Genomic DNA, 22,598 nt, shown 5'->3' with positions numbered 1-22,598 from the left:
CCCCCGAGGCCGCCCCCGCCGCGGTCGCCGCAGCCGACGCCGCGACCAATCCGGCCCCGGCCGCCGCCGTCGATCCGGCGCAGACCACGCCCGCCCCCGCGGATGCCGAGACCACCACCCCCGCGGCCAGCGTCGCGCCGGGCACCGCCCGGGCCGAGGTCGCCGTCGAGACCGCGCCGGGCACCGCCCCGCCGCTGGCCGAGAACCCGGCGCCCGAGACGCTCTCGCCCGGCGGCGAGACGCCGAACGCCGGCGTCGCCCGCCCCGAGGGTGCGCCCGAGGTCTCGGCGCTGCCGCAGGGTGAGATCGTGCAGGTCGAGCACCGCGACCCGCCCGGCGAGACCGATGCCGAGATCGCCGCCATCGGCGAGAAGCTCGCCGCGCTCAAGGCGTCGCTGCCGGGCATGGACTACCAGCGCGCCCGCTATCACCCGATCCACTTCCAGCCCGCGATCGCCACGGCGACGGACTCGGAATGCCTCGCCTGTCACAAGGAAATCCTGAACCACAAGGTCGCCGTCGCCAGCCCCGCCGGACTGCGGGCCGACAGCACCATCGCATGGTACCAGACGCTCGACACCTACATGCAGGACCAGCAGGACTTCCACTGGCGGCATATGGAGAGCGACTTCGCCAAGGCGACGATGAAGCTCACCTGCAACTTCTGCCACAAGGGCAACGACCCGCGCGAGGAAAGCCCGGACATGATGCCCGGCCGGCACGCCTTCAGCTCGCCCGTGCAGCCCGAGTTCACCAACCGCAAGATGGTCAACCCGTCCGAGACCTGCCTGCGCTGCCACGGCCAGATGCCCGACCCGGTGAACATCATGGGCCTGGGCGGTCCCTGGCCCGAGGTCCGCGCGGACATGGAGGACCCCACCTCGGACGACCCGACGCTGGCCAACGGCTGCCTGTCCTGCCACGCCGAGACCTTCCGCACCAACCGCCACAACGTGACCTATCTCAACGCGGCGAGCATCGAGGATCTGGCGCAGGCCGGGTCGGACACCTGCTATGGTTGCCACGGCGGGCGGGCGTGGTTCCGCACCTCGTATCCCTATCCGCGCACCGCGTGGCCGGGGATGGACACCGAGACGGTGCCCGACTGGGCGCTGGGCCGGCAGACCCGCAGCGACGTCGCCTGGCGGATGCCGGACTCGGACCCCACGCCCGGTTGGGACGAGGACGAGGGGCCGGCGGTCAACCCCGCTACCCTGCCGACCGACCCGATGGGCGAACAGGCCGCGGCCGCGCCGAGCGCCTCGGGCGTGCCGTCGGGCGGCCCGGCCGAGCCCGCCCCGGTGATGGGCGCGCAGCCGCCGACCGATCCGACGCTGCCGACCGCGCCCGATGCCGGCGTGGCGCCGCTCGACCCGCAGGCGGACGGCAGCCCGGTGACTGATGAGGCGCGGCTGCCGCCGAACAACCCGGGCACCTCGACGGGGGCGACCCCGCCCGACGCGCCGCCGGCGATGCCCGGTGCCGGCGCGCCGGCGCCCGCCTCGCCCGATGCGGCGGCGCCTGCCGCTGCCCCCGCCAACTGAGCCGAAAGGGGACCAAGCCATGACCCGACCGATGCTGACCGCGCTGCTCGACCCCGCTGCCTGGGCGCGCGCGCTGACCCCGACCCGGCGCCAGTTCCTGCAGACCGCGACCGCGACCGCGGCCACCGCCCTCGTGCTGCCGTCGGTGCCGCGCCGGGCCGAGGCCTTCGCCTACGAGCCCTATCCCAAGGACGACGAGCTCGAGACGGTGGTGACGTCCTGCGCGCACAACTGCGGCAGCCGCCATATGCTCGTCGCGCACAAGAAGGGCGACGTGATCGTTCGCCTCTCGACCGACAACGGCACATATCAGGGCGACGCCTACGGCACCGACACCGAGGAAAAGCCGCAGGTCCGCGCCTGCCTGCGCGGCCGCAGCTACCGCGCGCGCCTCTATTCGCCCGAGCGGTTGCTCTACCCGATGAAGCGCGTGGGCGCCCGCGGCGAGGCCAAGTTCAAGCGCATCTCGTGGGACCAGGCGCTGAGCGAGATCGCCGAGCGGATGGTCCACCTCAAGACCACCTATGGCCCGACCGCGCTGCTCGACCAGTCCTATGCCGGCGCGTCCTACGGGGTGCTGCACAAGTCCGACCAGATCGAGGGGCTGCTGGGCCGCTTCCTCGGGATGTTCGGCTGCCGCACCAATTCGTGGTCGGTGCCGTCCTATCAGGGGACGACGTTCTCGAGCCGGATGACCTTCGGCACCATCGAGGACGGCAACGAGGACGACGCCTACGCCCACTGCAAGCTGATCATCATGTGGGGGTGGAACCCGGCCTATACGTTCCACGGCGGCAACACGTTCTACTATATGCGGATGGCCAAGCAGCGCGGCTGCAAGTTCGTGCTGGTCGATCCGCAATACACCGACTCGGCCGCCGCCTATGACGCGTGGTGGATCCCGATCAAGCCGAACACCGATGCGGCGATGATGGCGGGCATGGCCTACCACATCTTCGACATGGGCCTGCACGATCAGGAGTTCATCAATCGCTTCGTGCAGGGGATGGACGCCGGTACCATGCCGGTCTGGGCGCAGGGGCACGAGAACTTCCGTGACTACCTGCGCGGCGACTATGACGGCACGCCCAAGACGCCCGAATGGGCGGCCGAGATCTGCGGCGTCAGCGCCGACGACATCCGCAAGCTGGCCGAGATGTATGCCACGACCAAGCCCGCCGCGCTGAAGGCGAGCTGGGCGCCGGGCCGCAACGCCTATGGGGAGCAGTACAACCGCATGGCCGCCGCCCTTCAGGCGATGACCGGCAACATCGGCATCCTCGGCGGCTGCGCCGAGGGCGTGGGCAAGGCCTGGCACCCCGAGGCGGTGGCCTATCCCTATGACCAGAACGCCAACCTCTGGTGGGCCTCGATCAAGTCCGACCGCTGGGCGCATATCGTGCTGAACTATCCCAACGTGCGGCGCGAAGAGGCGGGGCTGTGGCCGCGCAGCGACGAGCTGGACGGGGTGGTGCCGAACATCCGCGGCATCTTCTGGCAGGGCTCGGACTGGCTGAACCAGCTCACCAACATCAACAAGGAGATCGAGGCGATCCGCCGCCTCGACAGCTACGGCGAGGGCGAGAGCCTGCTCGTCTGCATGGACTCGACCATCACGCCGACCGGCATCTGGGCCGACTACCTGCTGCCCATCGCCACCCATTTCGAGCGGCATGACGTCGCCCTGCCCTGGTACAAGGGCCACTATTACATCCACCGCCCGGTGGTCATCCAGCCGATGGGCGAAAGCCGCACCGACTTTCAGGTCTTCACCGAGCTGGCCTATCGGCTGGGCTTCGGCGAGGCCTACAACCCCAAGGCCAACCGCAACTACTTCAACGACCCCGACGAGGTGGACGAGGCGTATCTCGTGGACTGGTGGCACAAGGTCCAGGAACACCAGCACGTCGACTGGAGCTGGGAGACGTTCAAGAAGCGTGGCGTCTACAAGTTCATCCTGCCCGAGCCGCACGTCGCCTTTCGCGCGCAGATCGAGCAGGGGGTGCCGTTCCAGACCGCCTCCGGCAAGATCGAGATCTTCTCGGGCCAGCTCGCGCAGATCACCGACTGGACGCGGACCCAGTACGGCTATCACATCCCGGCGATCCCGAAGTGGATCGAGCCGTGGGAAAGCCTGAACAGCCCCAAGACGGCCAAGTATCCGTTCCACCTCATCAGCCCGCACCCGCGCTGGCGCACGCACTCGATCTTCAACAACATCCCCTGGCTGCGCGAGACCTTCAGCCAGGAGACGACGATGAATGCCGCGGACGCCAAGCGCCTGGGCATCCAGACCGGCGACACGATCGAGGTCTGGAACGAGCGCGGAAAGGTGGTCACGCCGGTCTATGTCACCGAGCGCTGCATGCCCGGCGTCGCGGTGCTGCATGAGGGCGCGTGGATGGACCTCGATTCGAACGGCGTGGACCGGTCGGGCAACCCCGACTTCCTCACGCTCGACGAGCCGTCGCCCGCCGGAGCCTTTGCCTACAACACGGTTCTCGTGGATATTGCCAAGAGCGACCTGATCCACCGGCCGGGCTGGGACCAGCTGTCCACCGCCCGCAGCCACGTCTTCCGCCGCGATCTCTGAGGGGGGCTCGACCGATGGCAACGAACAGCGACGTCCGGGTTCACACCCCGCCCACCCCCGAAGAGCGCGCCGCCATCAAGGCGCGCATCAAGGAGAACGCCGCCCGGCGCAAGCGCGAGCGCTATGTGCCGGTCGTGCCCGAGATGCAGATGGGGTTCATCCACAACAACGTGGACTGCATCGGCTGCCGGGCCTGCGAGATCGCCTGCAAGGACAAGAACGGGCTGGACGCCGGGCCGCGCTTCCGCCGGGTGCAGTACGTGGAAGGCGGGATCTTCCCCAACGTCTTCGCCTTCAAGATCAACATGTCCTGCAACCACTGCGCCGAGCCCGCGTGCCTGCCGGCCTGCCCGACCGGGGCGATCTGGAAGCGCGCCGACAACGGCGTGGTGGACATCGACTCGACCCTCTGCATCGGCTGCCGGAAATGCGAGGCCGCCTGTCCCTTCGGCGCGCCGCAGTATGACCCGCACCGCAACGTGGTCGCCAAGTGCAACATGTGCATCGACGAGCTCGAGGCCGGGCGGAAGCCCTATTGCGTCAGCGCCTGCATGATGCGGGTGCTGGACGTGGGCCCGATCGACCAGCTCAGGGACGGCACCTACCAGACCAAGGCGCGCGGCCCGAACGACCAGGTGGTGAGCCAGGTCCGCGGGATGGCCGACCCCGACCTGACGAAACCCTCGATCGTCTTCATCTCCCATTCCAAGGGCCGTGTGGATGGCTGAGACGACCAAGGCTGCGACCCACGACTGCGGCTGCGGGGCCGACCACCATCACGGCCCCGCCGACGAGAGCGTACGCCCCGAACCCGCGAGGCTGTCGCCCGAGGGGCAGGCGGCGCTGACCGCGGCCGCCGAGGCGCTGGGCCTCATCATCCGCCTGCATGACCGCGAGCCCGACGCCGCGCTGGTCCGCGGCCTCAAGCAGGCCGAGGCCCCCGCGCTCTTTGCCGCGATCCTCGCCGGCGAGGACGGCCAGACCGCCGCCGCCGCGCTGGCCGAGGCGCTCGACGCGCTGCCCGACGACCCGGTTGAGGCCGACATGGACCTCGTGGCCGCCGCCTGGGCCGAGGTGCACATCACCCACGGGCTGCGCGCCTCGCCCAACGGCTCGGTCTGGATGACCGTCGAAAGCCTTGAGCGGCAGGAGCCGATGTTTGCGGTCCGCGACTGGTATGAGCACTACGGCCTCTCGACCCCCGACTGGCGACGGCGCAGCGACGACAACATCGTCCACGAGCTGCAGTTCGTGCAGCATCTGCTGGGGCAGGGGACGCAGGTGGCGGCGGTCGATGCGGGCCGGTTCATGGACCTGCACGTGCTGCCCTGGGTGCCCGAGTGGGGCCGCCGCGTGGCCGCCCGCGCGGCCGAGCCGCTGGTCGCGGCCAGCGGGCTGCTGACCGCGACCTACCTCGAAGGGCTGCGCGAGCTGATCGCGCAGGTCTCGGGCGTGCGCCGGGGGCCGGTGGCGCCGCTGCCGCAGGCCCAGGCCGTGACCCCCGACGAGCCCGAGCGCTTCATCCCCGGGGTCGCCGAAAGTTGGTAGCCCCCCCGCGCGAGGCCGAACCGGGCGGGCCGGCGCCCGCCGGCTCTGCATCCGCCGCGGGGTCGGTCCCCGCGGTGGGCGAGGGGCGCTGCACCCATGCGAGGCTCGAGGAATCCTCGTGCCAGGCCTGCGAGGATGCCTGCCGCGAGGACGCCATCTTCCCCGCCGGCACCGAGATCTTCATCTTCGCCGAAGCCTGCACGGGCTGCGGCGCCTGCGTCGCCGCCTGCCCGCAGGAGGCGTTGGCGCTGGCGCCCTCGCCGCCCGAGGTGCTGATCCCTCTGGGAGCGGCCGGACCCGCGGTGGCGATGTGCCGCGAATGGCCGGGCGCCGCCCGCGCCGCGGTGGCGCGCTGCATCCACGCTCTGTCGGACGCGGCTCTCGCCGCCGGCCCGCACCGGATCGCGGTGGCGACGCCCGACTGCGCCGCCTGTCCGCTCTGCCCGCCCGAGACGCTGTTCGACCGGGTCGCACGGCTCAACGCGCTGGCCGCCGACCGCGGCCGCGCGGGGATCGAGCTGCGCCCCGCCACCCCCGCCGAGGCCCGCGCCGCGCTGGACGAACGCGCCGCCGTGGACCCCGCGCGGCGCCGGCTCTTTGCCCGCTTCGCCACCGCGGGCGAGGTTGCCGCCCCCGCCGACCCCGCCGCCGCGCTGCGGGCGCTGCAGGCGCTGCCGGGCGCGGCGCCGCGGTTCCGCCACGTCCCCCGCATCGACCCCGCACTCTGCATCGGCTGCGACGCCTGCCTGAGGATCTGCCCCGAAGAGGTCTTGGCGCTTGACAGCGAGGGCGGAGTCTTGCGCTACACTGTGGCCGCAGAGCGGTGCACCGGCTGCGCGTTATGCGTGGACATCTGTGCCCCCGCCGCGATGAGAGTCGAGCCGATGGCCCAGGCAGCCGCACCGATCCCGCTTCACGATTTCCGCTGCCGGATGTGCGGCGTCTCGGTGCACGAGCCGGTGACGGCGGCGACCGAGGCGGCCCCCGACCTCTGCCGCATCTGCCGCGCGGCCCCGCACGGCAAGCGCCTGCACCAGGTGATTGCGTGACCCCTGCGGCCCCCGATCTCGTGGTCGTCGGTGGTGCGCGCCTCGACGCGGCCGCCGCGACGCTGGCCGAGGCCGGCTATCCCGTGCGCCGCGGCGCCGACGGCCCCGCGCTCGAGCGGCTGATCGACGAGGCGATCCCGGCGGCGATCCTGCTCGACGCCGGCCTGCCCGACCTGCCGGCGCTGCTGGCCGAACTGTCGCCCGGCTGCGGGGTGATCGTGCTGACCGCCGAGCCGTCGGTGGACGAGGCGCTTGAGGCGATCCGCGCCGGGGCGGCCGACTATCTGCCGGCCGGCGCGCCGCTGCCGATCCTCGCCCGCGCGCTCGACCGCATCTGCACCGTGCGCCGGTTGCAGGACGATGTGGAGTTCTGGCGCAGCCGCGCCGCGCCCGGGCAGAACGCGATGCTGGGCCAGAGCCCGGTGATGGGCGCGCTGCGCCGCACCATCGAGCTGGTGGCCCACGCCGCCGCCCCGATCCTCATCACCGGCGAGGGCGGCACCGGCAAATCCGCCATCGCCCAGGTGATCCACGCGACCAGCGGCCGCGCCAGCCGCCAGCTCGTCGCGGTGGACTGCGATTCGACGCTGACGCCCGCCGACCTCTTCGGCAGCGAGGGGCAGGGCCATGTCGGCCGCGGCATCCTTGCCCAGGCGCAGGGCGGCACGCTGCTGCTGAACGACATCGAGCGCCTGCCCGAGACGATCTATGCCCCGCTGCTGCGGCTGCTCGAACAGGGGCGGGTGCGCAGGATCGGCGGGACGCAGTTCATCGGCCAGGACATCCGGGTGATCGCCACGACCTCGGCCGACCTCAAGGCGCGGGTGGCCGAGGGCACGTTCCGCGACGAGCTGTTCTACCGGCTCTCGACGCTCGAGGTGCACGCGCCCGCGCTGCGCGACCGGCCCGAGGACATCCCGGCGGTCGCCCACCACCTGCTCGAGACGCGCAGCTTCCAGCGCGACGTGGACAAGCGCTTCGCGCCCGAGGCGATCGACGCGCTGGTACGCCACCACTGGCCGGGGAACCTGCGCGAGCTGCACAACGCGGTGGACCGCGGCGTCATCATGTCCGCCGACGCGCCCGAGATCACCTCGGCCGACCTCGGCCTGCGCCCCGCGCCGGGCGCCCGACCGGCCCCGGGCGGCGTGGTGCTGAGCTTCGACCACCTGCCCACCGCCGAGGAGCTGCGCGCCCGCTACATCGACCTGCTGCTTGATCGCTACGGCGGCAACCGGCAGAAGGTGGCGCAGGTGCTGGGGATCAGCGAGCGGACGACCTACCGGATCATCCGCAAGGCGGCGGAGTAGCACCCGAACGGCCCGATCCAGGGCGCAACGGAAAGGATGCGGCATGGTGCGCCCCGCATATCCATCGAATTGCCGGGCAGCTTCGGGCAGTTGTCTCCCGCCAGCGGGTGAAGGCAGCTGATGGGCGCGACCATCGACTGTGCCGCCACCCGCTGGCAGCCGGGGATCGGTGATCCGACCTGGCAGGGCTGGGCGACGGTGCTCTTGTACCTGGTCGTCGCGGCGCTGGCGCTGCGAACCGCGGGGCAGGGGCTCTTTCCTGCGACCAGCTATCGCCGCGAGCGCGTGTTCTGGCTGGTCGTCTCGGGATTCATGCTCGCGCTCGCGGTCAACAAGCAGCTTGACCTGCAATCGGCACTGACCGCGGTGGGGCGGTGCGCGGCGCGTGCGCAGGGGTGGTATCAGGACCGCAGGCTGGTCCAGACTGGCTTTTTGGCCGCAATTGCGGTGGCCGCCATCCTGCTGCTGCTGGCTTTGCTGCGCGTGTTGCGCGGAACCCTGCCCCGGACGGGTTTGGCAGTGGTGGGGCTGGTCTTTGTCTCGGGCTTCGTGTTGATGCGAGCCGTAGGCTTTCACCACTTCGATCGGATGCTCGGTATCCCGGTCGTGGGGGTGCGGGCGAATTTGGTGCTTGAATCGGTCGGGCCGATCCTGATCGCCGTGGGCGCAATACTGGCGGTACGGCTGCCTGCCCGGCCCACGCGGCGCTGAGGGCTAGGCTGCTACTCGGCACGCGGGCATACGAACGAGACAGTAAGACCGATGCGGATCACCTTTGCCTTGCCGGGATTGAGCGGACTTGCCGGTGGCCTGCGGGTCGTCGCGCAACACGCCGCGTACCTGTCGTCGTCAGGTCATCAGGTGACGCTCGTGGTGCGCTTTCCCGGGCCGGCGTTGGTCGGACAGAGACTGCGCCTCAAGCGATGGCTAGGGCTTGCCCGAATGGTCCCTCTTCCCCCGGACCGCGGACATTTCACCGGTCTCGACCTGCCGGTGGTTCAGCTGGACGAGCATCGGCCTGTCGACCCAGACCATTTGCCCGACGCAGACGTGATCGTGTCGACCTGGTGGACGACGGCCGAATGGGCCGATCGGCTTTCCCCGGAGAAGGGCGCCCACGTGCATTTCATCCAGGGGCTTGAGGATTTCGAGGTCGCACTTCGCGACCGTGTGGACGCCGTCTATCGGCAGCACAACCACAAGCTCGTGGTGGCCGGCTGGTTGGCCCGCACGATGGAGACCCGGTATCGCCGACAGGCCACGCTGGTCACCAACGGGGTCAGCACCGAACACTTCGCCACCCCTCCGCGAGAGATGGGAAAGCCCCCCCGGGTGGGATTTCTGTACAACCCGCACCCGTGCAAGAACGTCGGCCTGGCCATTGCAGCGCTGGAACGCGTCCGACGTGCCATCCCCGAGGTGGCCGCGACGTCGTTCGGAACCCATGCGCGGCCCGACAGGCTACCGGCCTGGATCAACTATGCGCGCAGCCCGGACCAGGCGCAGATCGCGGCGCTCTACGCTTCGTGCGACCTGTGGCTGTTCCCGTCCCGCAGGGAAGGGTTCGGGCTGCCGCTTCTCGAAGCAATGGCGAGCCGGACGCCGGTTCTCGCCACGTCGGCGGGCGCCGCACCCGACTTGGTCGATGGGCGAAACGGGCGTATCGCCGACGCCGACCCCGAGGCCTTCGCGCAGGCCGCCCTCGACTTCCTGAGAGTGGAACCCGCGAGATGGCGGGCGGCGTCTGACGCGGCGTGGTCGACGGCGCAACTGCACAGTGTGTCGGCCGCAGGGGCCGCATTCGAATCGGCGTTGCAGGATGTGCTCAACGGACAGGCCGGCAGCGCGGCGCGCGGGCCGCTCAGGTCAGCCGCGACCAGCCTGGCGAAAGGGAATCGCTGAGATGGCTTCGCGTACATCCGTCCTGTCGCTGGTCAGGCGAGCGATCCCGGCCATTGCCGGAAAGCCCGGTCAGGCAAACCTGCGATTAAAGGTCACAGCGCTGGCGGTCGTGAACGGACGTCACCTCGCAGGTTTTGTTTCGGACCCGTCACCGTCCTTGCAGCGGATCATGGGCGAGCGCCCCGAGTTGATCGTGGGGCCGCTCGTCTGGCCCTACCTCTGTTCCAGTTGGGACATCCCCGAACGGCTGGATCGGGTGGTCGCGCATTACCGGGCGCTGGACCGGCTGGGCCCGCCTTTTCCCTTTGCGGTGACCGACAAGCTGATCCTGGCCGAGCTTGATGCGATTCATCCCGGGCTGCGGATCGTGCTCGACCAGCCGCGTTGGTTCATGCGTGAGGGTGGGCTGACGCTCAATATTTTCGCGGGGGATTTCCGAGCCTATTCTCTGGCGTTCTCGCTGGGCGAGTCGAAGGACGGGACGTTGTACGCGCTGATCGGCTCGATCCAGGGCCGCAACACGGAGAACGCACCAGAGTTGTATCGCGACCTCACCAAGGCGGCACTGGGGGTGCGGCCGCGCGACCTGCTGATCGAGGTCTGCCGGATGCTCTGCCGTCACTGGGGTGTGCAGACATTGCTCGCCGTTCGCGATGCGCGGCGTCACCACCACCACCCCTTCTTCGCGGGCAAGACGATCGCACCCCAGGATTACGATGCAATCTGGCAGGACCGCGGCGGCGTCGAGCACGACGCCGAATTCTACAGGCTTCCCATCGCGCCCGACCGTCGTCGTGATGACGAAATCAAACCGAACAAGCGGTCGATGTACCGCCGCCGTTATCAATTCCTCGACGAACTGGAGCGCGATCTGATCCGAGCGCTGCCGGAGCTTTCGCCAGTGAATTTCAGGGATACGTGACCTCATGCCGATCCGGAATCGCGATGCACGGCTTTTGCGCGCCATCGCCCGTTATCAGCGATATCGGGACAGGCGGGGATTGGTCGCGTGGATCAACCGTAGCATGGGCAAGGCAGCTCACGTCTTCTGGTCAATCCTGTCGGGCAGCGACATCAGCCGAGAGGCGTCGATAGATCCCGAGACAAGGATGCCGCATCCGAACGGGGTCGTCATTCATGCTGAAGCTGTCGTCGAGCCGGGCTGTCTGATCATGCAGCAGGTGACGCTCGGCCAGCTGGCCGGGGGCGGCGCGCCGCACGTCGGGCGGTCGGCGTATCTCGGCGCAGGGGCGAAGGTTCTTGGTCCCGTCCGCATCGGCGAGGGCGCCCGGATTGGGGCCAATGCGGTGGTCCTGTCGGACGTGCCGCCGCACGCCACCGCGGTCGGGGTACCCGCGCGGATCACCCGGCAGCGGGTCGTCGAACCGCATGTGAAGGCCGACTGAGCAAGCGTGCGGGTGGGTGGCGTCCGGGCCCGATCAGACAGTTCGATTCAGACGGCGCCGCGGTTCTCGACCAGAGGCTGGATCGTGTCGATCATCTGTAACACCTCGGCCGGGGCGACGGTGAACCCGCCCTCGGCGGTGGTGCCGACGACGATTCCGCTGTGCATGTCGAGAGCCCGCGCCCATTCGTGGGTTGCGACGTAGAATCGATCTGGCGGCGCAATGGTAATCATGCCGCCGCCATCGCGCAGGCTGTAGAGGGCATGGCGGTCCTGGCTGCCCTCGACGGTGATGATGATGCTGGCGTCCAGCATCGCGCGAATAAAGGCGCGCGTGTCGCCCTCGGGGCGGATGATCGTTACGCCGGCAGCGACGAGCGCACTCTCGAGCTCCGGCCAGTTGGCGATTTCCCGCGGATCGCCAGAAGGTCCCCGCTGGATGAAGACTATGCGTCCGGGTTGCGTCTCGTCGGACATAAAACCTTCGCGCAGGCGGCTGCGAAGCGCGCGGTAACGCGCCACCTTGGCGTGGCTGAACCCGAGATCGCGGATCAGCGTCATGGACTCGGCCCGCAGGATCGGGTGACGGGGCTCCCACGTCTGCCCGAACAGCTGTGCATAGACCGGCTGATCTGCCCACTTGCCGAGCGGCAACGAAACGAGGTCCGGGTCGCCGCGATGGGCCTCGGCGGCGGACACGTCGTCGCTCAGCCAGTGGCCGAAATACCTGAGCCCCTGCATCGAATTTGCGACCACCGCGCGGGGGCGGGGCGGAGGGGCAGTTCGCAAGTCGGCAGGCGACACATTCACGAATTCGGAATGGACGAACCAGCCTTCGCGCATCAGGATTGTCCCCCCTACGGTCGCCGCCGGCCCGAGTTCGGCGCGCAGCAATGGGCCCTCTCGCCAGTGAGTGGCTGTGAGGTCGTCCACGAGGCTTTCGAGGCTGCGGCCGAAGGCGCAGGCGGTGACCCGACTTAGATGGGCGCGGTCGAAAAGGGCCGGCCGGCCGGACATCTCGCCCGGCGTGCTGATCGGCCTGAACGCCGGCCGGTGCACCCGAAGACCAAGGACACCCAGGCGTCGGTACCTGGCGGCAAGCCAGATGCGGGATTTTGAAACCATGGAATGTTCCGTCACGCTGCGTGGAGTCTGCGGGGTGCCATACCGTTCATCGCAGGCCCGCGGGCACTGTCCAGCCGGATTTGACGCCAAAGGTTGAGCGGGCCGTTATCCCTCGGGCATGAAGCGTGGAAGGGGCTTGATCAACTCGCGCGTCATCGACAGCAACCGGGCTTCGGCGTCGTCGTCGCTTTCGCCTTCACGGATGGAAGTGGTCAGCCGAATGATCCCGCCATCGGTCTGACCCTTGCGGACGCCGTCAGCCAGCAGGTAGAGGCGCGCGGCAAAGTCCCACGCCACGCGCCGACTGCCCTGCTGGAACCAGTAGTAGACCATCATCCGCGTGTAGCCCTTCTGGATGACCGCGACGTTGACCGGGAAGGGGCCTTCGACTCCAAGCCGCTGCGACAGGTCGGCACGCTGAAGCCGGGCGATTTCCCAGCCTGACGAGGGCAAGCAGATCTCGGGCGAATGGATGCCGCCCTTGGTCTGATCGTTGTAGAACGCCATGAAGAGCCCCACCGGCGCGGCGGCGCCGGCCTGGGTGAATTGCGCCTGTCGATAGTCATCTGCGCCGAGCGTCCGCTCGACGTCGCGCGACAGCCGCTCATCCGGGCCGGCTTGCTGCCACGTGCCCAACTCGTGCGGGAAGGCGACGAACGGCGCCCGTGCGGGTGCGGTGCCGCGGTTGTCGGGCACCATCTGCCAGAGCGCCAGGGCCGCAATGCCAAGCGCCGCCGCCGCAATCATGGCCCGGGACGGCCGGACGAGACCGAGGCGGCGCAGTTGCTGGACCATGCCGGCAGTCTCGAGGTCGAGTGCCTCGGACAGCGTGGGGCGACCGGGATGGAACAGCAGCATCAGCCGCGCCAGCCCGAACAGGAGGGCCACGCAGGCGACGAAGATCACCCAGCCTTCGAAGAAATGCGTGAACCCCTCGAGCGATGCCGGCCCGTAGGTATTGGCGATCCACCCGGCGAGTGCGATGCGGACCGAGTTCATCAGCATCGTGATGGGGACCGCTGACACCAGCAACACTGCCTTGTGCCAAGTCGGTCCGCGATAGAGGACCGCGAAGATGTAGGAGAACGACAGGATTGGGAACAGGTATCGCAGACCCGAGCACGCCTCGGCCACGTGCAGCTTGAGCACGCCCAGATCGATGATGTTCCCCTCGAGGAAGACGGGGACATTCAGCAGCTTGAGAAACCAGACGCCGAGCTCGGACGAGAACATCTGAAGCTCGGTCGAGACCTTGTAGTACAGCACGTCCGGCAGCGGCAGCATGTAGACGAGATGCAGGACGGGCGGCCAGAAATGCCGGCCCGTGGACCAGCCGAACGAGATCAGCAGCATCCCGGCGACCCACAGGATCGTCGCATAGGCCACCACGTCGTCGATGCCAGACAGCTTGCCCAGCCCGCCTACTATCAGTGACAGAGCCACCACCACAACGCCCGGCCAGCGGTCGGGAATTTCTCCCGGGTGGGGCGGGTACTGCTTGAGTTCGCGCAGGAACATCAGCCCGGACAACACCGGGATCAGCGGCCCGTGGCTGTATTCCGGCCGTTGCCAGGCTGCGAGCAAGGCGTCGAGGCCATCCTTGAAGAACCAGCCTGCTGCCAGCGTGGCAAGCGCCAGCCAGAACAATCCGGCCATCCCCGACAGGGTCAGGCCGGAAATCGCACGGGATTGGGTGGGGCTGCTGGCGACCATCGCGGATATCCTGGCTTGATCGTCGAAACGGGACGCGGGTTCGGGTGAGGGGCGGCCCTGATCATGACCCGTGGAGCACGAAGCTCCAATTAGAAAGACCCGCCGCGGGGCGGGTCTCTCCTTCATATTTTAGCCAGGCTTCAGGCGGCCTTCTTGCGGCGACGCAGAGCGGCGAACCCGCCCAGACCGCCGAGCAGCATAAGGCCGGCAGCCGGAAGCGGGACCGCCGCGATCGCCACGGCGTCGACGTCGAAGCCATCGAAGCTCGTGGTGCCCGGGAACTCGGCACGGGTCACGTCAACGAGCTTGATGTGCTCGAACGGCAGGTACGACATCACCGACTTGACGGTACCGCCGACGTTCGTGATGCGGCCAAGCAGGGTCGCAACGCCACCCATGACCGAGTACACGTCCACCGCTTCAAGGTGGGTATTGTCGGGCGTGCCGGCCGAGTAGGTGATCTCGTAGCCGGTCACCTTGTTCTGCCCGGAGAAGGAGGTGCCGAAGCCAAGAGTGATCGAGCCGCCCATCCCGAGCGAGGTGAACTTTTCGTCCGGCGCGCCCAGGGCGTTCATCTTGTCGTAGCGGTCACCGGTGCAGCTCTTCGGGGAGCACGACCCCACAGAGTAGTCCACCACGTCAGTCGCATAGTACACCGCAGCGTTGGCAGCACCGGCCGACAGGGCCAGCGCAGCGGCAGTGATCATCATCTTCATTTTGGTCATGGCCGTTGGTTCCTTTCGGCAGGGACTGATACAGTGTCCCGAGGCATCCTAACTCTACAGCCGATACGAAACAACAATTCGAACTTGTTGGCGCGAATAATTAAGCAAAAGTTCAGAGATTGACCGCGTTAATTCTACCTCAGCGGAAGTGCAATTGGAACACGCACGTTTTGGTTGAGTATGGGCCGCAGCCGCAGGTTGAGAGTTAAAGACGAGGAAGGCACAAAGGATGAGAAACGAATCGGTCGCCCAAATGTCCTCCTCCCGCGTCTATCTTCTCGTATCCCCCTGCCGCAACGAGGCTGAGTACATGCGCCGGACGCTGGACAGCGTCGTGGCGCAGAGCGTGCAGCCTGCGCGGTGGGTGATCGTCGATGACGGTTCTAGCGATGAAACGCCGCAGATCCTGGCCGAGTACGCCGCGCGCCATCCCTTCATCCAGGTTGTGACGCGGGCTGACCGCGGTCACCGTGCGGTCGGCCCGGGGGTGATCGAGGCATTCTATCACGGCCTCGATCACGTGGACGTCGAGCAGTACCCCTATCTCTGCAAGCTGGACCTCGATCTGGACCTACCGCCCCGCTACTTCGAGATCCTGATGCAGCGGATGGAGGAGAACCCGCGCATCGGCAGCTGTTCGGGAAAGCCCTGGTTCCGAACCGAAAGCGGGCGCTGGATTTCCGAGAAATGCGGCGACGAGATGTCGGTCGGCATGACCAAGTTCTATCGCCGCACCTGCTTCGAACAGATCGGCGGATTCGTCCGCGAAGTGATGTGGGACGCGATCGACTGCCACAAGGCGAGGCAACTCGGCTGGATCGTGGTCAGCTGGAACGACGATGCACTGCGGTTCGAGCATCTGCGGCCGATGGGGTCGAGCCAGAAGAGCGTCTTCACCGGCCGTCGCCGGCATGGATTCGGACAGTACTACATGGGGTCTGACCCTGCGTATTTCGTAGCTACGGGCCTCTATCGCATGGCCCATCCACCTTACGTCTTGGGCGGTCTGGCGACGCTCCAGGGGTTTCTGGGCGCGTGGATGCGGGGTGAAACGCAGCATGACGATGCAGAGCTGCGGGATTTCATCCGCGACTATCAGCGCCGCGCCCTGCGGCGTGGCAAGGCGCGTGCCGTGGCTGAGATCGAGGCCGAACGAGCGCCCGTTTGGCGCGCCGGTCAACGCTCATGACTCGACGGGGTCTAACTCAGGGCGGTCGCCCCCGGGTCCTTGTGCTGGCCGAAGCGGCCAATCCCGAGATGGTTAGCGTACCGCTGGTCGGGTGGTCGCTCACCAGCGCGCTGCGCGAGGTCGCCGACGTTCACCTCGTGACTCAGATCCGGAACCGGGACGCCATCCTGCGGGCGGGATGGTCGGAGGGGCGCGACTTCACCGCCATCGACAGCGAAGCCGTGGCGCGTCCGCTCTGGCGGCTGAGCCAAATGCTTGGCGTCGGTGGATCGACGAACCGGGGCTGGACCGTCCAGCAGGCGATCACGGTATTCTCGGATGCTTATTTTGACCGCCTTGCCTGGCGTCTCTTCGGTCCCGAGGTCCAGGCGGGGGGATGGGATATCGTCCACCGCGTCACCCCACTCAGTCCCGTAAAACCCAGTTTTTTCGGACGCCAAGCTGCGCGAGCCGGGGTCCCGTTCGTCATGGGGCCGCTCAATGGCGGTGTTCCCTGGCCCGCGGGCTATGCCGAGTCCCGGGCTCGAGAGGGTGAGCGCCTGTCGATCCTGCGCGGTGCAGTCAGGCTGCTGCCCGGCCGCACCGCGACTTGGCGCGCCGCCTGTGCCATCATGGCAGGATCGCGCCACACGGCGGGGGAGATCGCCGAGGTCGCCGCCCAGAAGGTGATCTATCTCCCCGAGAACGGGATAGACCCGACGCGCTTCACGGCGCGGGCTACATCGGGCAGCAGGGGCCTGCCGCTGCGCGCGGTCTTTGTCGGGCGCATGGTTCCCTACAAGATGCCGGATGCGCTGGTCGAGGCCGCGGCACCATTGATGGCTGAGGGCAAGCTGGTTCTGGACCTGATCGGTGAGGGGCCGCTGCTCGGCGAAATCAGAGCTCTCGCGGATAAACTGGGGGTTTCGGATCGTTTGACCCTTCACGGGAGCGTGCCACACGGCGAAGTGGGGAAGATCATGGCGGGATGCGATGTCCTCGCATTTCCCTCGATCCGCGAATTCGGGGGCGGGGTCGTCATCGAGGCGATGGCAATCGGCCTGCCGCCGCTGGTTGTCGATTACGCGGGACCCGGGGAAATTGTCCAGCCTGAGTGGGGGCTGAAGGTGCCGATCGGCCCCCGTGATGCTGTGGTCGCGGGGTTCCGTGCAACTCTTGAGCGCCTCGTGGCGGACCCCGCGCAACTTGGTCCGCTCGGCGAGGCAGCGCGCGCCCGGGCCGAGGAGATGTTCGCTTGGTCAAGAAAAGCCGCCCAAGTACGACAGGTCTATGACTGGGTGCTCGGTCAACGTTCGTCCCGGCCCGCGCCCTTCGGCTGAACGCTCGCCTCGCGACGCGACTTGCGGTACCTGATGGCGCCCATGACGCCCAGCCCGCCCAGCAAGAGAGGGGCGGTTGCGGGAAGCGGTATCGGCGCGACCTCTGGCGGCACCTCCGGCGGGCCGGGCGGCTTGACCGGGGGCTTGGGCGGCTCGGGCGCAGGGGGCACGACGTGACCGTCGGAGCCCTTGCCGCCTGAACTGACCAGAAACGCCAGGATTGCCAGCGCCAGACCGGCACAGATCGCGGGCTCGTTGCACAAGGTGAAACCTGCCGGAGCAGCCGGCGGCTGCGCGGCGGGCATCATTTCGATGAATGGCGCCACGTAACCGCCAGCGTGCGCCGGGCCCGAAAGGCCCGGCGCGAGCGCCGAGGAAACCGGCGAGTTCGAGAGCAGGATCACACTGGCAAAGATAAAACTCTTGTAACGCATGAAAATCACCTGCCTCGCAGAGGTTTGTACAACGTCTGTCTCAGACGCCTTTTTGAGACGCCCTGAATCACCGTTAATTTACGACAATTCCTGCTGCGCCGAATTTCAAGTTCCCGGCTGTTTCCTTCGTGACTATCTGCCCAATTGGACGTCCAAGGGCATCTATCTCTTTGGACAGAAAATCTCGTGCACGGGGAGAGTTTTGATTCTGGGAGAACAACCTGAAATAGAGTTCCCGCATCATTTGGCAGTTAATCATCGCATCGACACGATTCGGTCACCGGCTTGATCCACGACAGACGCGGCGATGCCACGTCCGATGCAGCGATCCTGTCCATGACCAGTTCACCTGCCTGACTTGTCAGCCAGATGACCCGTTCAAACGGGGGAACAAGTGTTCACGAGGCGGTCGGGTGTCGGACCGCACGGTCCGCTGCGTCGTTTTCGGGGTTCAGCAGGCATGCGAGCTTGCCTGCCTCTATCGCCACGTCAAACTCGGCGGTGACCTTGGCGCGGCCGGACCTTCCCATCTCGCGCGCCCGGGCGGGATCGGCGAGCAACTCGATCATCGCCGCGGCGAACGCAGCCGCATCCCCCGGCGCGACGATGCGACCCGAAAGACCGTCCTCGACCAGCTCAGGGATGCCGGCGATCCGGGTGGCGAGGACCGGCAAGCCTGATGCCATCGCCTCCATCAACACCACCGGCACGCCTTCTGCGAACGACGGCAGGGCAAACAGATCGGCCTGAGACAGTTCCTTCGCCACCTCGTCCTGACTCAGATAGCCGGTGAAGCGGACTGCCCCCGTCAGCCCGAGCGCTCGCGTCCGCGCCTCGAGCGCAGACCGTTCTGGCCCGTCGCCGACCAGTGTCAAACGCGCGTCCGGATGTGTTGCGTGAACCACCGCAAACGCCTCGAGCAGCACTGGCACGCCCTTGGCGGCGGCTAGCCGGCCAATGAACAGCACCGATCGCCCGGCCGGGCGAATGTCGTCGGTCGCCTGCTGATACCGAGTCGGATCGACGCCGCAGTGCACGATGTGCAGCCGCGGCCAGTGGGCCGGGTCCGAGAACAGCATCCCCTGGCTGCGGCAGAACTGGCTGATGCAGGCAACGAACCGCGCCCGCGCGATCTTTTCGTCCAGCCTCCACCGGCCGGTGTCCAGAAAATCCGCCGGCCCGTGCAGGGTGAAGCTGTAGGGGATGTCCGTCAGCTCGGCGGTCAACATGGCCACCGACGAGGACGACATGGCGAAATGGTTGTGCAGGTGCCCGACACCCTCTCGCGTGAGGTGCCGCCCCAGCACCGTCGCCTCAAGCATATAGGCGATTTGGCGGATCGTCGCCTTGAGTCCAGCGGGCCGGGTGGCGACCGCCAGCCCCAGTGCCCGAGCCAGACGTCGCGGCCGCGCCAGCGACCAAACAAGCGCCCCGAGCAAGGCCGGGCCGCGCACTGCGTCGAGGACGTGGAAGGTCGTCCGCGCCGCCTCCTGTTCGTCCGGGCCGCGATGCTGGTCGGCGTCCGTCCGCCGCACCGAGCAGGTGAGGACGTCGCACCCCAGCGCCCTCAGCGCCAGAACCTCGCGCAGGATGAACGTGTGCGAGACCGTCGGGTATTCGCCGGTCAGATAGGCGATGCGCGTCGAGGACTTCATGCCCGGCGTTGTGGCCGTGGGCCTGCGGACAAGTCAACTGACTAGAAAGGCAATGGACACGGGCGGGCGCCCCCGCTTAAGCCGGTGGCGAGATCAGCCACGGCAGCGGGTGACAATGCTGACGACCGAGACGATCGTCGATCTGCGCGGAACACGTGTTGCCTCGCTCGCCGCGGCGAATACCCGCGGGTTCCTTCGGACAGCCTTCGAGTTCTGGCGGGAAGGACGGCTGTTTTCGATCACCCGCACGCCCGGGGCGCTCGAAGGCTTGGGACTGCGCGTCGAGAGCGTGCAGTCGCACCCACCCGCGGAGGGTGGGTGGGAGAAGCTGGCCCACACCCCCCGTTTCGACGACACCCCCGCGCAGATCGTGTTCAGTTCGGGGACCGAAGGGCGGCCCAAGGCAATCTTGCTGAGCCACCGCAACCTCGGCGATGTCGTCCAGCGCCTGAACGATGTGATGCAAGTCACCCCGGAGATCCGCGAATATATCGGCGTCCCGGTGACGTATTCGTTTGGCCTTGGTCGGGCGCGGGCAGTGGCGGCGGCCGGCGGTGCCTTCTTCCTGCCAGAGCGCTTCGATCCGGTCGAGATCCGCAACATGTTGAACGCCGGGGAGATTAATGCGCTCTCGGCAGTGCCGAGCCTGTGGCGAATCCTGCTGTCCGACCCGGGCGTGATCGGAGAGGCCGGCGCGGCGGTGCGCTGGATCGAGATCGGTAGCCAGGCGATGGGGGCCAACGACAAGCGGGCGATGCGGCGGTTGTTCCCGAACGCGCGCATCGTCCAGCACTATGGACTGACCGAGGCGTCGCGGACGACCTTTCTGGACATCTCTGCGGTGCCGGACACGGCGCTTGACTCGGTCGGTTCGGCAACGGGCTGCACGAGTCTGAAGATCACGGACGGCGGGGCGATCGCGATCCGCGGCCCGAATGTCGCGCTGGGACGGATCGAAGCAGGCGGGCGGCTGGTGCCATTGACCGACGCAGAGGGTTGGCTGGTGACCCGTGACCGTGGGGAGGTCCGGGACGGCCGTCTTTACTATCTCGGGCGGCTCGACGACCAGATCAACATCGCGGGCGTCAAGGTCGGCGCCGAAGCGCTGGAAGACGACATCCGTTCAATGGTCCCCGGGGCAGCGGACCACTTCGCCATCGCCGCACAGCCCGATCCGGCGCGCGGCGAGGTGGCGCTGCTCGCGATCGAAGATGGTGCCGGCGATCAAGCCGTATTGATCGAATCGGCCGCGCGCATCGCCTTGAGCCGGCGGGGCGTCGTGGTCGGTCAGGGGCCGGCGGGTGGAGCGCTGGAGGTGATGCGAACGGCTCGCCTGCCGCGGACCGGAACAGACAAGGTGCAGCGCCGGCTGCTGCCCGAGATGCGGGCAGCCTCACCTGCGACGAGCGGGCTCAGGCTGGCTGAGTTGGCCAGCGCTGCCCCCGACCCCCTCACCTCGGACGAAAAACACCTCGCGGCAATCTGGGCCCGGGTCATTGGCGATATGCCGGTCTCGGCGGAGCGGAGCTTCTACGACGCTGGGGGCGATTCGCTCAGCTCCGTGCGGATCGGGTTGGTGATGGAAGGCGTCGGCCTGCCACAACCGGTGATCCGGGCAACGATGGAGGGGAGGAGCCTGCGCGAGACGGCGGCCTTGCTCGGGCCCGACAGTCCGCCGTTGACGGTGGCGCCGGCTGCACTGCCGGACGCTGCCCGCCGCAGCTGGGCGATTTCGATGACCCGAGCGGTGATGGCGTTGTCGGTCCTGATGTCGCACTGGGCGCCTGGGGTCTTCAATCGGCTTGGGCTGGCCGAGCGCGCGGAAGCGGTGCTGGCGCTGATCTACCGGATTGGTACGCCCGGCTTCGCGACCATCTTCGGCTTCGGTATGGGCTATTTCATGCTGGCCGGCTTCGAGGACCGCCGGGCCTCGGTGCTCGGGCGACTCAGGGCCTCGTTTGCACTCGTCGTCCTCGGGATGGTTATGCTGGCGACGATCAAGCTGGCCGACACCGCCGTGCGGGGCGGTAGGATCGGGGGACTCGAGATTGCTCACGCATTCTATAGCGTGCTCGGCTATTACGCTCTGATGCTTGGAACGGCGCGGTGGTGGTTGCCGCTGCTAGCGCGCGTCGCACGGCCGATTCCCTGGCTCTTGGCGGGGCTGCCGATCTTCTGGCTGCTCTGGCAGATCATTCCGCCGCTGCTCCCGTCCCGGCAACTGGATTCGGTCCTGGAGTGGCCTCGGCTGATGCTGGTCGCAGGTTACAGCGTCTTCAAATTGTCGGCGGTCGCGGCGGCTGGGATGGGGGTAGGCGTGTGGTTCTCGGAGCAGCGGGACACCGGCTTTGCCGCGCATGCGCTGGTCGTCGGCGGGACGCTGGGCATGGTGCTCGCCATGATGACAATGGTCGAGGCCTATGGCGTGGGGTCTTTCATGCAACGCGACAATCCCGTTTTCACGTCGCTTCCCGGGCTGATCTTCTATCTGTCGATGGTGCTGTTCGCCACCGGCGGTTTCCTGTCTCTGCTGCTGGACTGGGAGAGACTGGCGCGGCCGGTTCGGCTGATATTGCAGGCACTCGTCGTGACAGGAACGTTGGCCCTGCCGATCTACGTGTTCCACGGGCTGGTGATGCCCGGCCGCGATATGCTTGCCGCGGCGGGGGTTTCGGGCCGGCTCGCCCTGGCGGTGCCGATGGGGATCTTCCTGCTGTTGATGGGCTGGTCGGGCCGGAAGGTCTGGCGCGCATATTTCGGATAGCACGCGACCAAATGTTGGGCCCGGCCGGCTGTCGCCGTCGGGCCCGCATCAGCCGTCAATAAAGCAGCGGATCGTCCAGGGCGGGCGGCGGATCGGCCGACAAGGCTGTCCACAGGACCCGCGATGCCCCGTGCTGTGACCAGTCCTCGGCGTGCCCGGTGCCGACCGCGAGGATGCTGATCTCGCCATGGCCGCCTCCGGCACTCGTCAGAGACAGGGTGACGGTGTCCGCGTCATGATCGATGACGATTCTTGCGCCCCGGTTTGCGGCGAGGCCGATGATTTCGATGTCGTCGAAGGCGCCGGTGATCTGGTCGGCGCGG

Annotated in this window: 19 protein-coding genes; 13 read left to right on the top strand and 6 right to left on the bottom strand. The window is 67.8% G+C overall.

Annotated elements, in window-relative coordinates; genetic code table 11:
- The 10 genes from ACFHYO_RS14570 to ACFHYO_RS14525 form a co-directional block, all read left to right on the top strand.
- On the top strand, positions 1-1,544 hold a 1,544-nt coding region (locus tag ACFHYO_RS14570; protein WP_394321330.1), incomplete at its 5' end, for a cytochrome c3 family protein.
- 19 nt (positions 1,545-1,563) lie between these two features.
- Positions 1,564-4,137: a molybdopterin-containing oxidoreductase family protein gene (locus tag ACFHYO_RS14565; protein ID WP_197055247.1), complete on the top strand. Its 2,574-nt coding sequence runs from the start codon at positions 1,564-1,566 to the stop codon at positions 4,135-4,137.
- A 14-nt stretch (positions 4,138-4,151) separates the two neighbouring features.
- The gene (locus tag ACFHYO_RS14560; protein WP_394321329.1) at positions 4,152-4,865 is read left to right on the top strand and encodes a 4Fe-4S dicluster domain-containing protein; all 714 of its coding nucleotides are present in this window, start codon (positions 4,152-4,154) and stop codon (positions 4,863-4,865) included.
- On the top strand, positions 4,858-5,685 hold the full coding sequence (locus ACFHYO_RS14555; protein WP_394321327.1) for a TorD/DmsD family molecular chaperone: 828 nt from the start codon (positions 4,858-4,860) through the stop codon (positions 5,683-5,685). The genes ACFHYO_RS14560 and ACFHYO_RS14555 overlap by 8 nt, the downstream gene beginning before the upstream one ends.
- Positions 5,679-6,734, top strand: a complete 1,056-nt coding sequence (locus ACFHYO_RS14550) for a 4Fe-4S dicluster domain-containing protein (protein ID WP_394321325.1) — start codon at positions 5,679-5,681, stop codon at positions 6,732-6,734. The genes ACFHYO_RS14555 and ACFHYO_RS14550 overlap by 7 nt, the downstream gene beginning before the upstream one ends.
- Positions 6,731-8,044 (top strand): sigma-54-dependent transcriptional regulator, encoded by a 1,314-nt coding sequence (locus ACFHYO_RS14545; protein ID WP_052175053.1) that lies wholly within the window; start codon positions 6,731-6,733, stop codon positions 8,042-8,044. The genes ACFHYO_RS14550 and ACFHYO_RS14545 overlap by 4 nt, the downstream gene beginning before the upstream one ends.
- Before the next feature lie 120 nt (positions 8,045-8,164).
- Positions 8,165-8,755: a hypothetical protein gene (locus ACFHYO_RS14540; protein ID WP_036710806.1), complete on the top strand. Its 591-nt coding sequence runs from the start codon at positions 8,165-8,167 to the stop codon at positions 8,753-8,755.
- 51 nt (positions 8,756-8,806) lie between these two features.
- Positions 8,807-9,946, top strand: a complete 1,140-nt coding sequence (locus tag ACFHYO_RS14535) for a glycosyltransferase family 4 protein (protein ID WP_394321323.1) — start codon at positions 8,807-8,809, stop codon at positions 9,944-9,946.
- 1 nt (position 9,947) lies between these two features.
- Positions 9,948-10,868, top strand: coding sequence for a VirK/YbjX family protein (locus ACFHYO_RS14530; protein WP_172645220.1), 921 nt, complete (start codon positions 9,948-9,950; stop codon positions 10,866-10,868).
- Positions 10,869-10,872: 4 nt separating this feature from the next.
- Positions 10,873-11,352 (top strand): serine O-acetyltransferase, encoded by a 480-nt coding sequence (locus ACFHYO_RS14525; protein ID WP_081962720.1) that lies wholly within the window; start codon positions 10,873-10,875, stop codon positions 11,350-11,352.
- 47 nt (positions 11,353-11,399) lie between these two features.
- Here ACFHYO_RS14525 and ACFHYO_RS14520 read toward each other — a convergent pair whose 3' ends face one another.
- The 3 genes from ACFHYO_RS14520 to ACFHYO_RS14510 form a co-directional block, all read right to left on the bottom strand.
- Positions 11,400-12,476, bottom strand: a complete 1,077-nt coding sequence (locus ACFHYO_RS14520) for a glycosyltransferase 61 family protein (RefSeq protein WP_394321321.1) — start codon at positions 12,474-12,476, stop codon at positions 11,400-11,402.
- Between the two features lie 105 nt (positions 12,477-12,581).
- Complete coding sequence (gene xrtD, locus ACFHYO_RS14515) at positions 12,582-14,189, bottom strand: VPLPA-CTERM-specific exosortase XrtD (protein WP_394321319.1); 1,608 nt, start codon at positions 14,187-14,189, stop codon at positions 12,582-12,584.
- A 140-nt stretch (positions 14,190-14,329) separates the two neighbouring features.
- Positions 14,330-14,914, bottom strand: a complete 585-nt coding sequence (locus ACFHYO_RS14510; protein WP_394321317.1) for a VPLPA-CTERM sorting domain-containing protein — start codon at positions 14,912-14,914, stop codon at positions 14,330-14,332.
- A 229-nt stretch (positions 14,915-15,143) separates the two neighbouring features.
- Here ACFHYO_RS14510 and ACFHYO_RS14505 point away from each other — a divergent pair, with 229 nt between their 5' ends.
- Both ACFHYO_RS14505 and ACFHYO_RS14500 read left to right on the top strand, forming a co-directional pair.
- Positions 15,144-16,103 carry a glycosyltransferase family 2 protein gene (locus tag ACFHYO_RS14505; RefSeq protein WP_394321315.1) on the top strand — a complete coding sequence of 320 codons (960 nt, stop codon included), beginning with the start codon at positions 15,144-15,146 and terminating at the stop codon, positions 16,101-16,103.
- A 41-nt stretch (positions 16,104-16,144) separates the two neighbouring features.
- On the top strand, positions 16,145-17,422 hold the full coding sequence (locus ACFHYO_RS14500; protein WP_394321313.1) for a glycosyltransferase family 4 protein: 1,278 nt from the start codon (positions 16,145-16,147) through the stop codon (positions 17,420-17,422).
- Here the strand turns inward: ACFHYO_RS14500 and ACFHYO_RS14495 are convergent.
- Both ACFHYO_RS14495 and ACFHYO_RS14490 read right to left on the bottom strand, forming a co-directional pair.
- Positions 17,389-17,856 carry a VPLPA-CTERM sorting domain-containing protein gene (locus tag ACFHYO_RS14495; protein ID WP_394321311.1) on the bottom strand — a complete coding sequence of 156 codons (468 nt, stop codon included), beginning with the start codon at positions 17,854-17,856 and terminating at the stop codon, positions 17,389-17,391. The two genes, ACFHYO_RS14500 and ACFHYO_RS14495, sit on opposite strands and share 34 nt — an antisense overlap.
- Before the next feature lie 398 nt (positions 17,857-18,254).
- Complete coding sequence (locus tag ACFHYO_RS14490) at positions 18,255-19,511, bottom strand: glycosyltransferase (protein ID WP_394321309.1); 1,257 nt, start codon at positions 19,509-19,511, stop codon at positions 18,255-18,257.
- Positions 19,512-19,626: 115 nt separating this feature from the next.
- Between ACFHYO_RS14490 and ACFHYO_RS14485 the strand changes: the two genes are divergently transcribed.
- Complete coding sequence (locus ACFHYO_RS14485) at positions 19,627-22,275, top strand: AMP-binding protein (protein WP_394321307.1); 2,649 nt, start codon at positions 19,627-19,629, stop codon at positions 22,273-22,275.
- Positions 22,276-22,330: 55 nt separating this feature from the next.
- On the opposite strand, the gene ACFHYO_RS14480 is transcribed toward ACFHYO_RS14485, so the two are convergent.
- Positions 22,331-22,598, bottom strand: a 268-nt coding sequence (locus ACFHYO_RS14480) for a hypothetical protein (protein WP_394321305.1), incomplete at its 5' end; no start/stop codon positions are given.

The organism is Paracoccus panacisoli, from assembly GCF_042435015.1.
Lineage (GTDB): Bacteria > Pseudomonadota > Alphaproteobacteria > Rhodobacterales > Rhodobacteraceae > Paracoccus > Paracoccus panacisoli.
Note: the sequence above shows the minus strand (reverse complement) of the source record. Positions and strands in the feature narration are given on the sequence as shown.

Bases quoted from the DNA above. Each gene is read 5' to 3' on its own strand.
- ACFHYO_RS14525 (WP_081962720.1), top strand. From the start codon at position 10,873: ATGCCGATCCGGAATCGCGATGCACGGCTTTTGCGCGCCATCGCCCGT.
- ACFHYO_RS14535 (WP_394321323.1), top strand. From the start codon at position 8,807: ATGCGGATCACCTTTGCCTTGCCGGGATTGAGCGGACTTGCCGGTGGC.
- ACFHYO_RS14490 (WP_394321309.1), bottom strand. From the start codon at position 19,511: ATGAAGTCCTCGACGCGCATCGCCTATCTGACCGGCGAATACCCGACG.
- ACFHYO_RS14505 (WP_394321315.1), top strand. From the start codon at position 15,144: ATGAGAAACGAATCGGTCGCCCAAATGTCCTCCTCCCGCGTCTATCTT.
- ACFHYO_RS14560 (WP_394321329.1), top strand. From the start codon at position 4,152: ATGGCAACGAACAGCGACGTCCGGGTTCACACCCCGCCCACCCCCGAA.
- ACFHYO_RS14540 (WP_036710806.1), top strand. From the start codon at position 8,165: ATGGGCGCGACCATCGACTGTGCCGCCACCCGCTGGCAGCCGGGGATC.
- ACFHYO_RS14555 (WP_394321327.1), top strand. From the start codon at position 4,858: ATGGCTGAGACGACCAAGGCTGCGACCCACGACTGCGGCTGCGGGGCC.
- ACFHYO_RS14565 (WP_197055247.1), top strand. From the start codon at position 1,564: ATGACCCGACCGATGCTGACCGCGCTGCTCGACCCCGCTGCCTGGGCG.
- xrtD (WP_394321319.1), bottom strand. From the start codon at position 14,189: ATGGTCGCCAGCAGCCCCACCCAATCCCGTGCGATTTCCGGCCTGACC.
- ACFHYO_RS14510 (WP_394321317.1), bottom strand. From the start codon at position 14,914: ATGACCAAAATGAAGATGATGATCACTGCCGCTGCGCTGGCCCTGTCG.
- ACFHYO_RS14530 (WP_172645220.1), top strand. From the start codon at position 9,948: ATGGCTTCGCGTACATCCGTCCTGTCGCTGGTCAGGCGAGCGATCCCG.
- ACFHYO_RS14495 (WP_394321311.1), bottom strand. From the start codon at position 17,856: ATGCGTTACAAGAGTTTTATCTTTGCCAGTGTGATCCTGCTCTCGAAC.
- ACFHYO_RS14520 (WP_394321321.1), bottom strand. From the start codon at position 12,476: ATGGTTTCAAAATCCCGCATCTGGCTTGCCGCCAGGTACCGACGCCTG.
- ACFHYO_RS14485 (WP_394321307.1), top strand. From the start codon at position 19,627: ATGCTGACGACCGAGACGATCGTCGATCTGCGCGGAACACGTGTTGCC.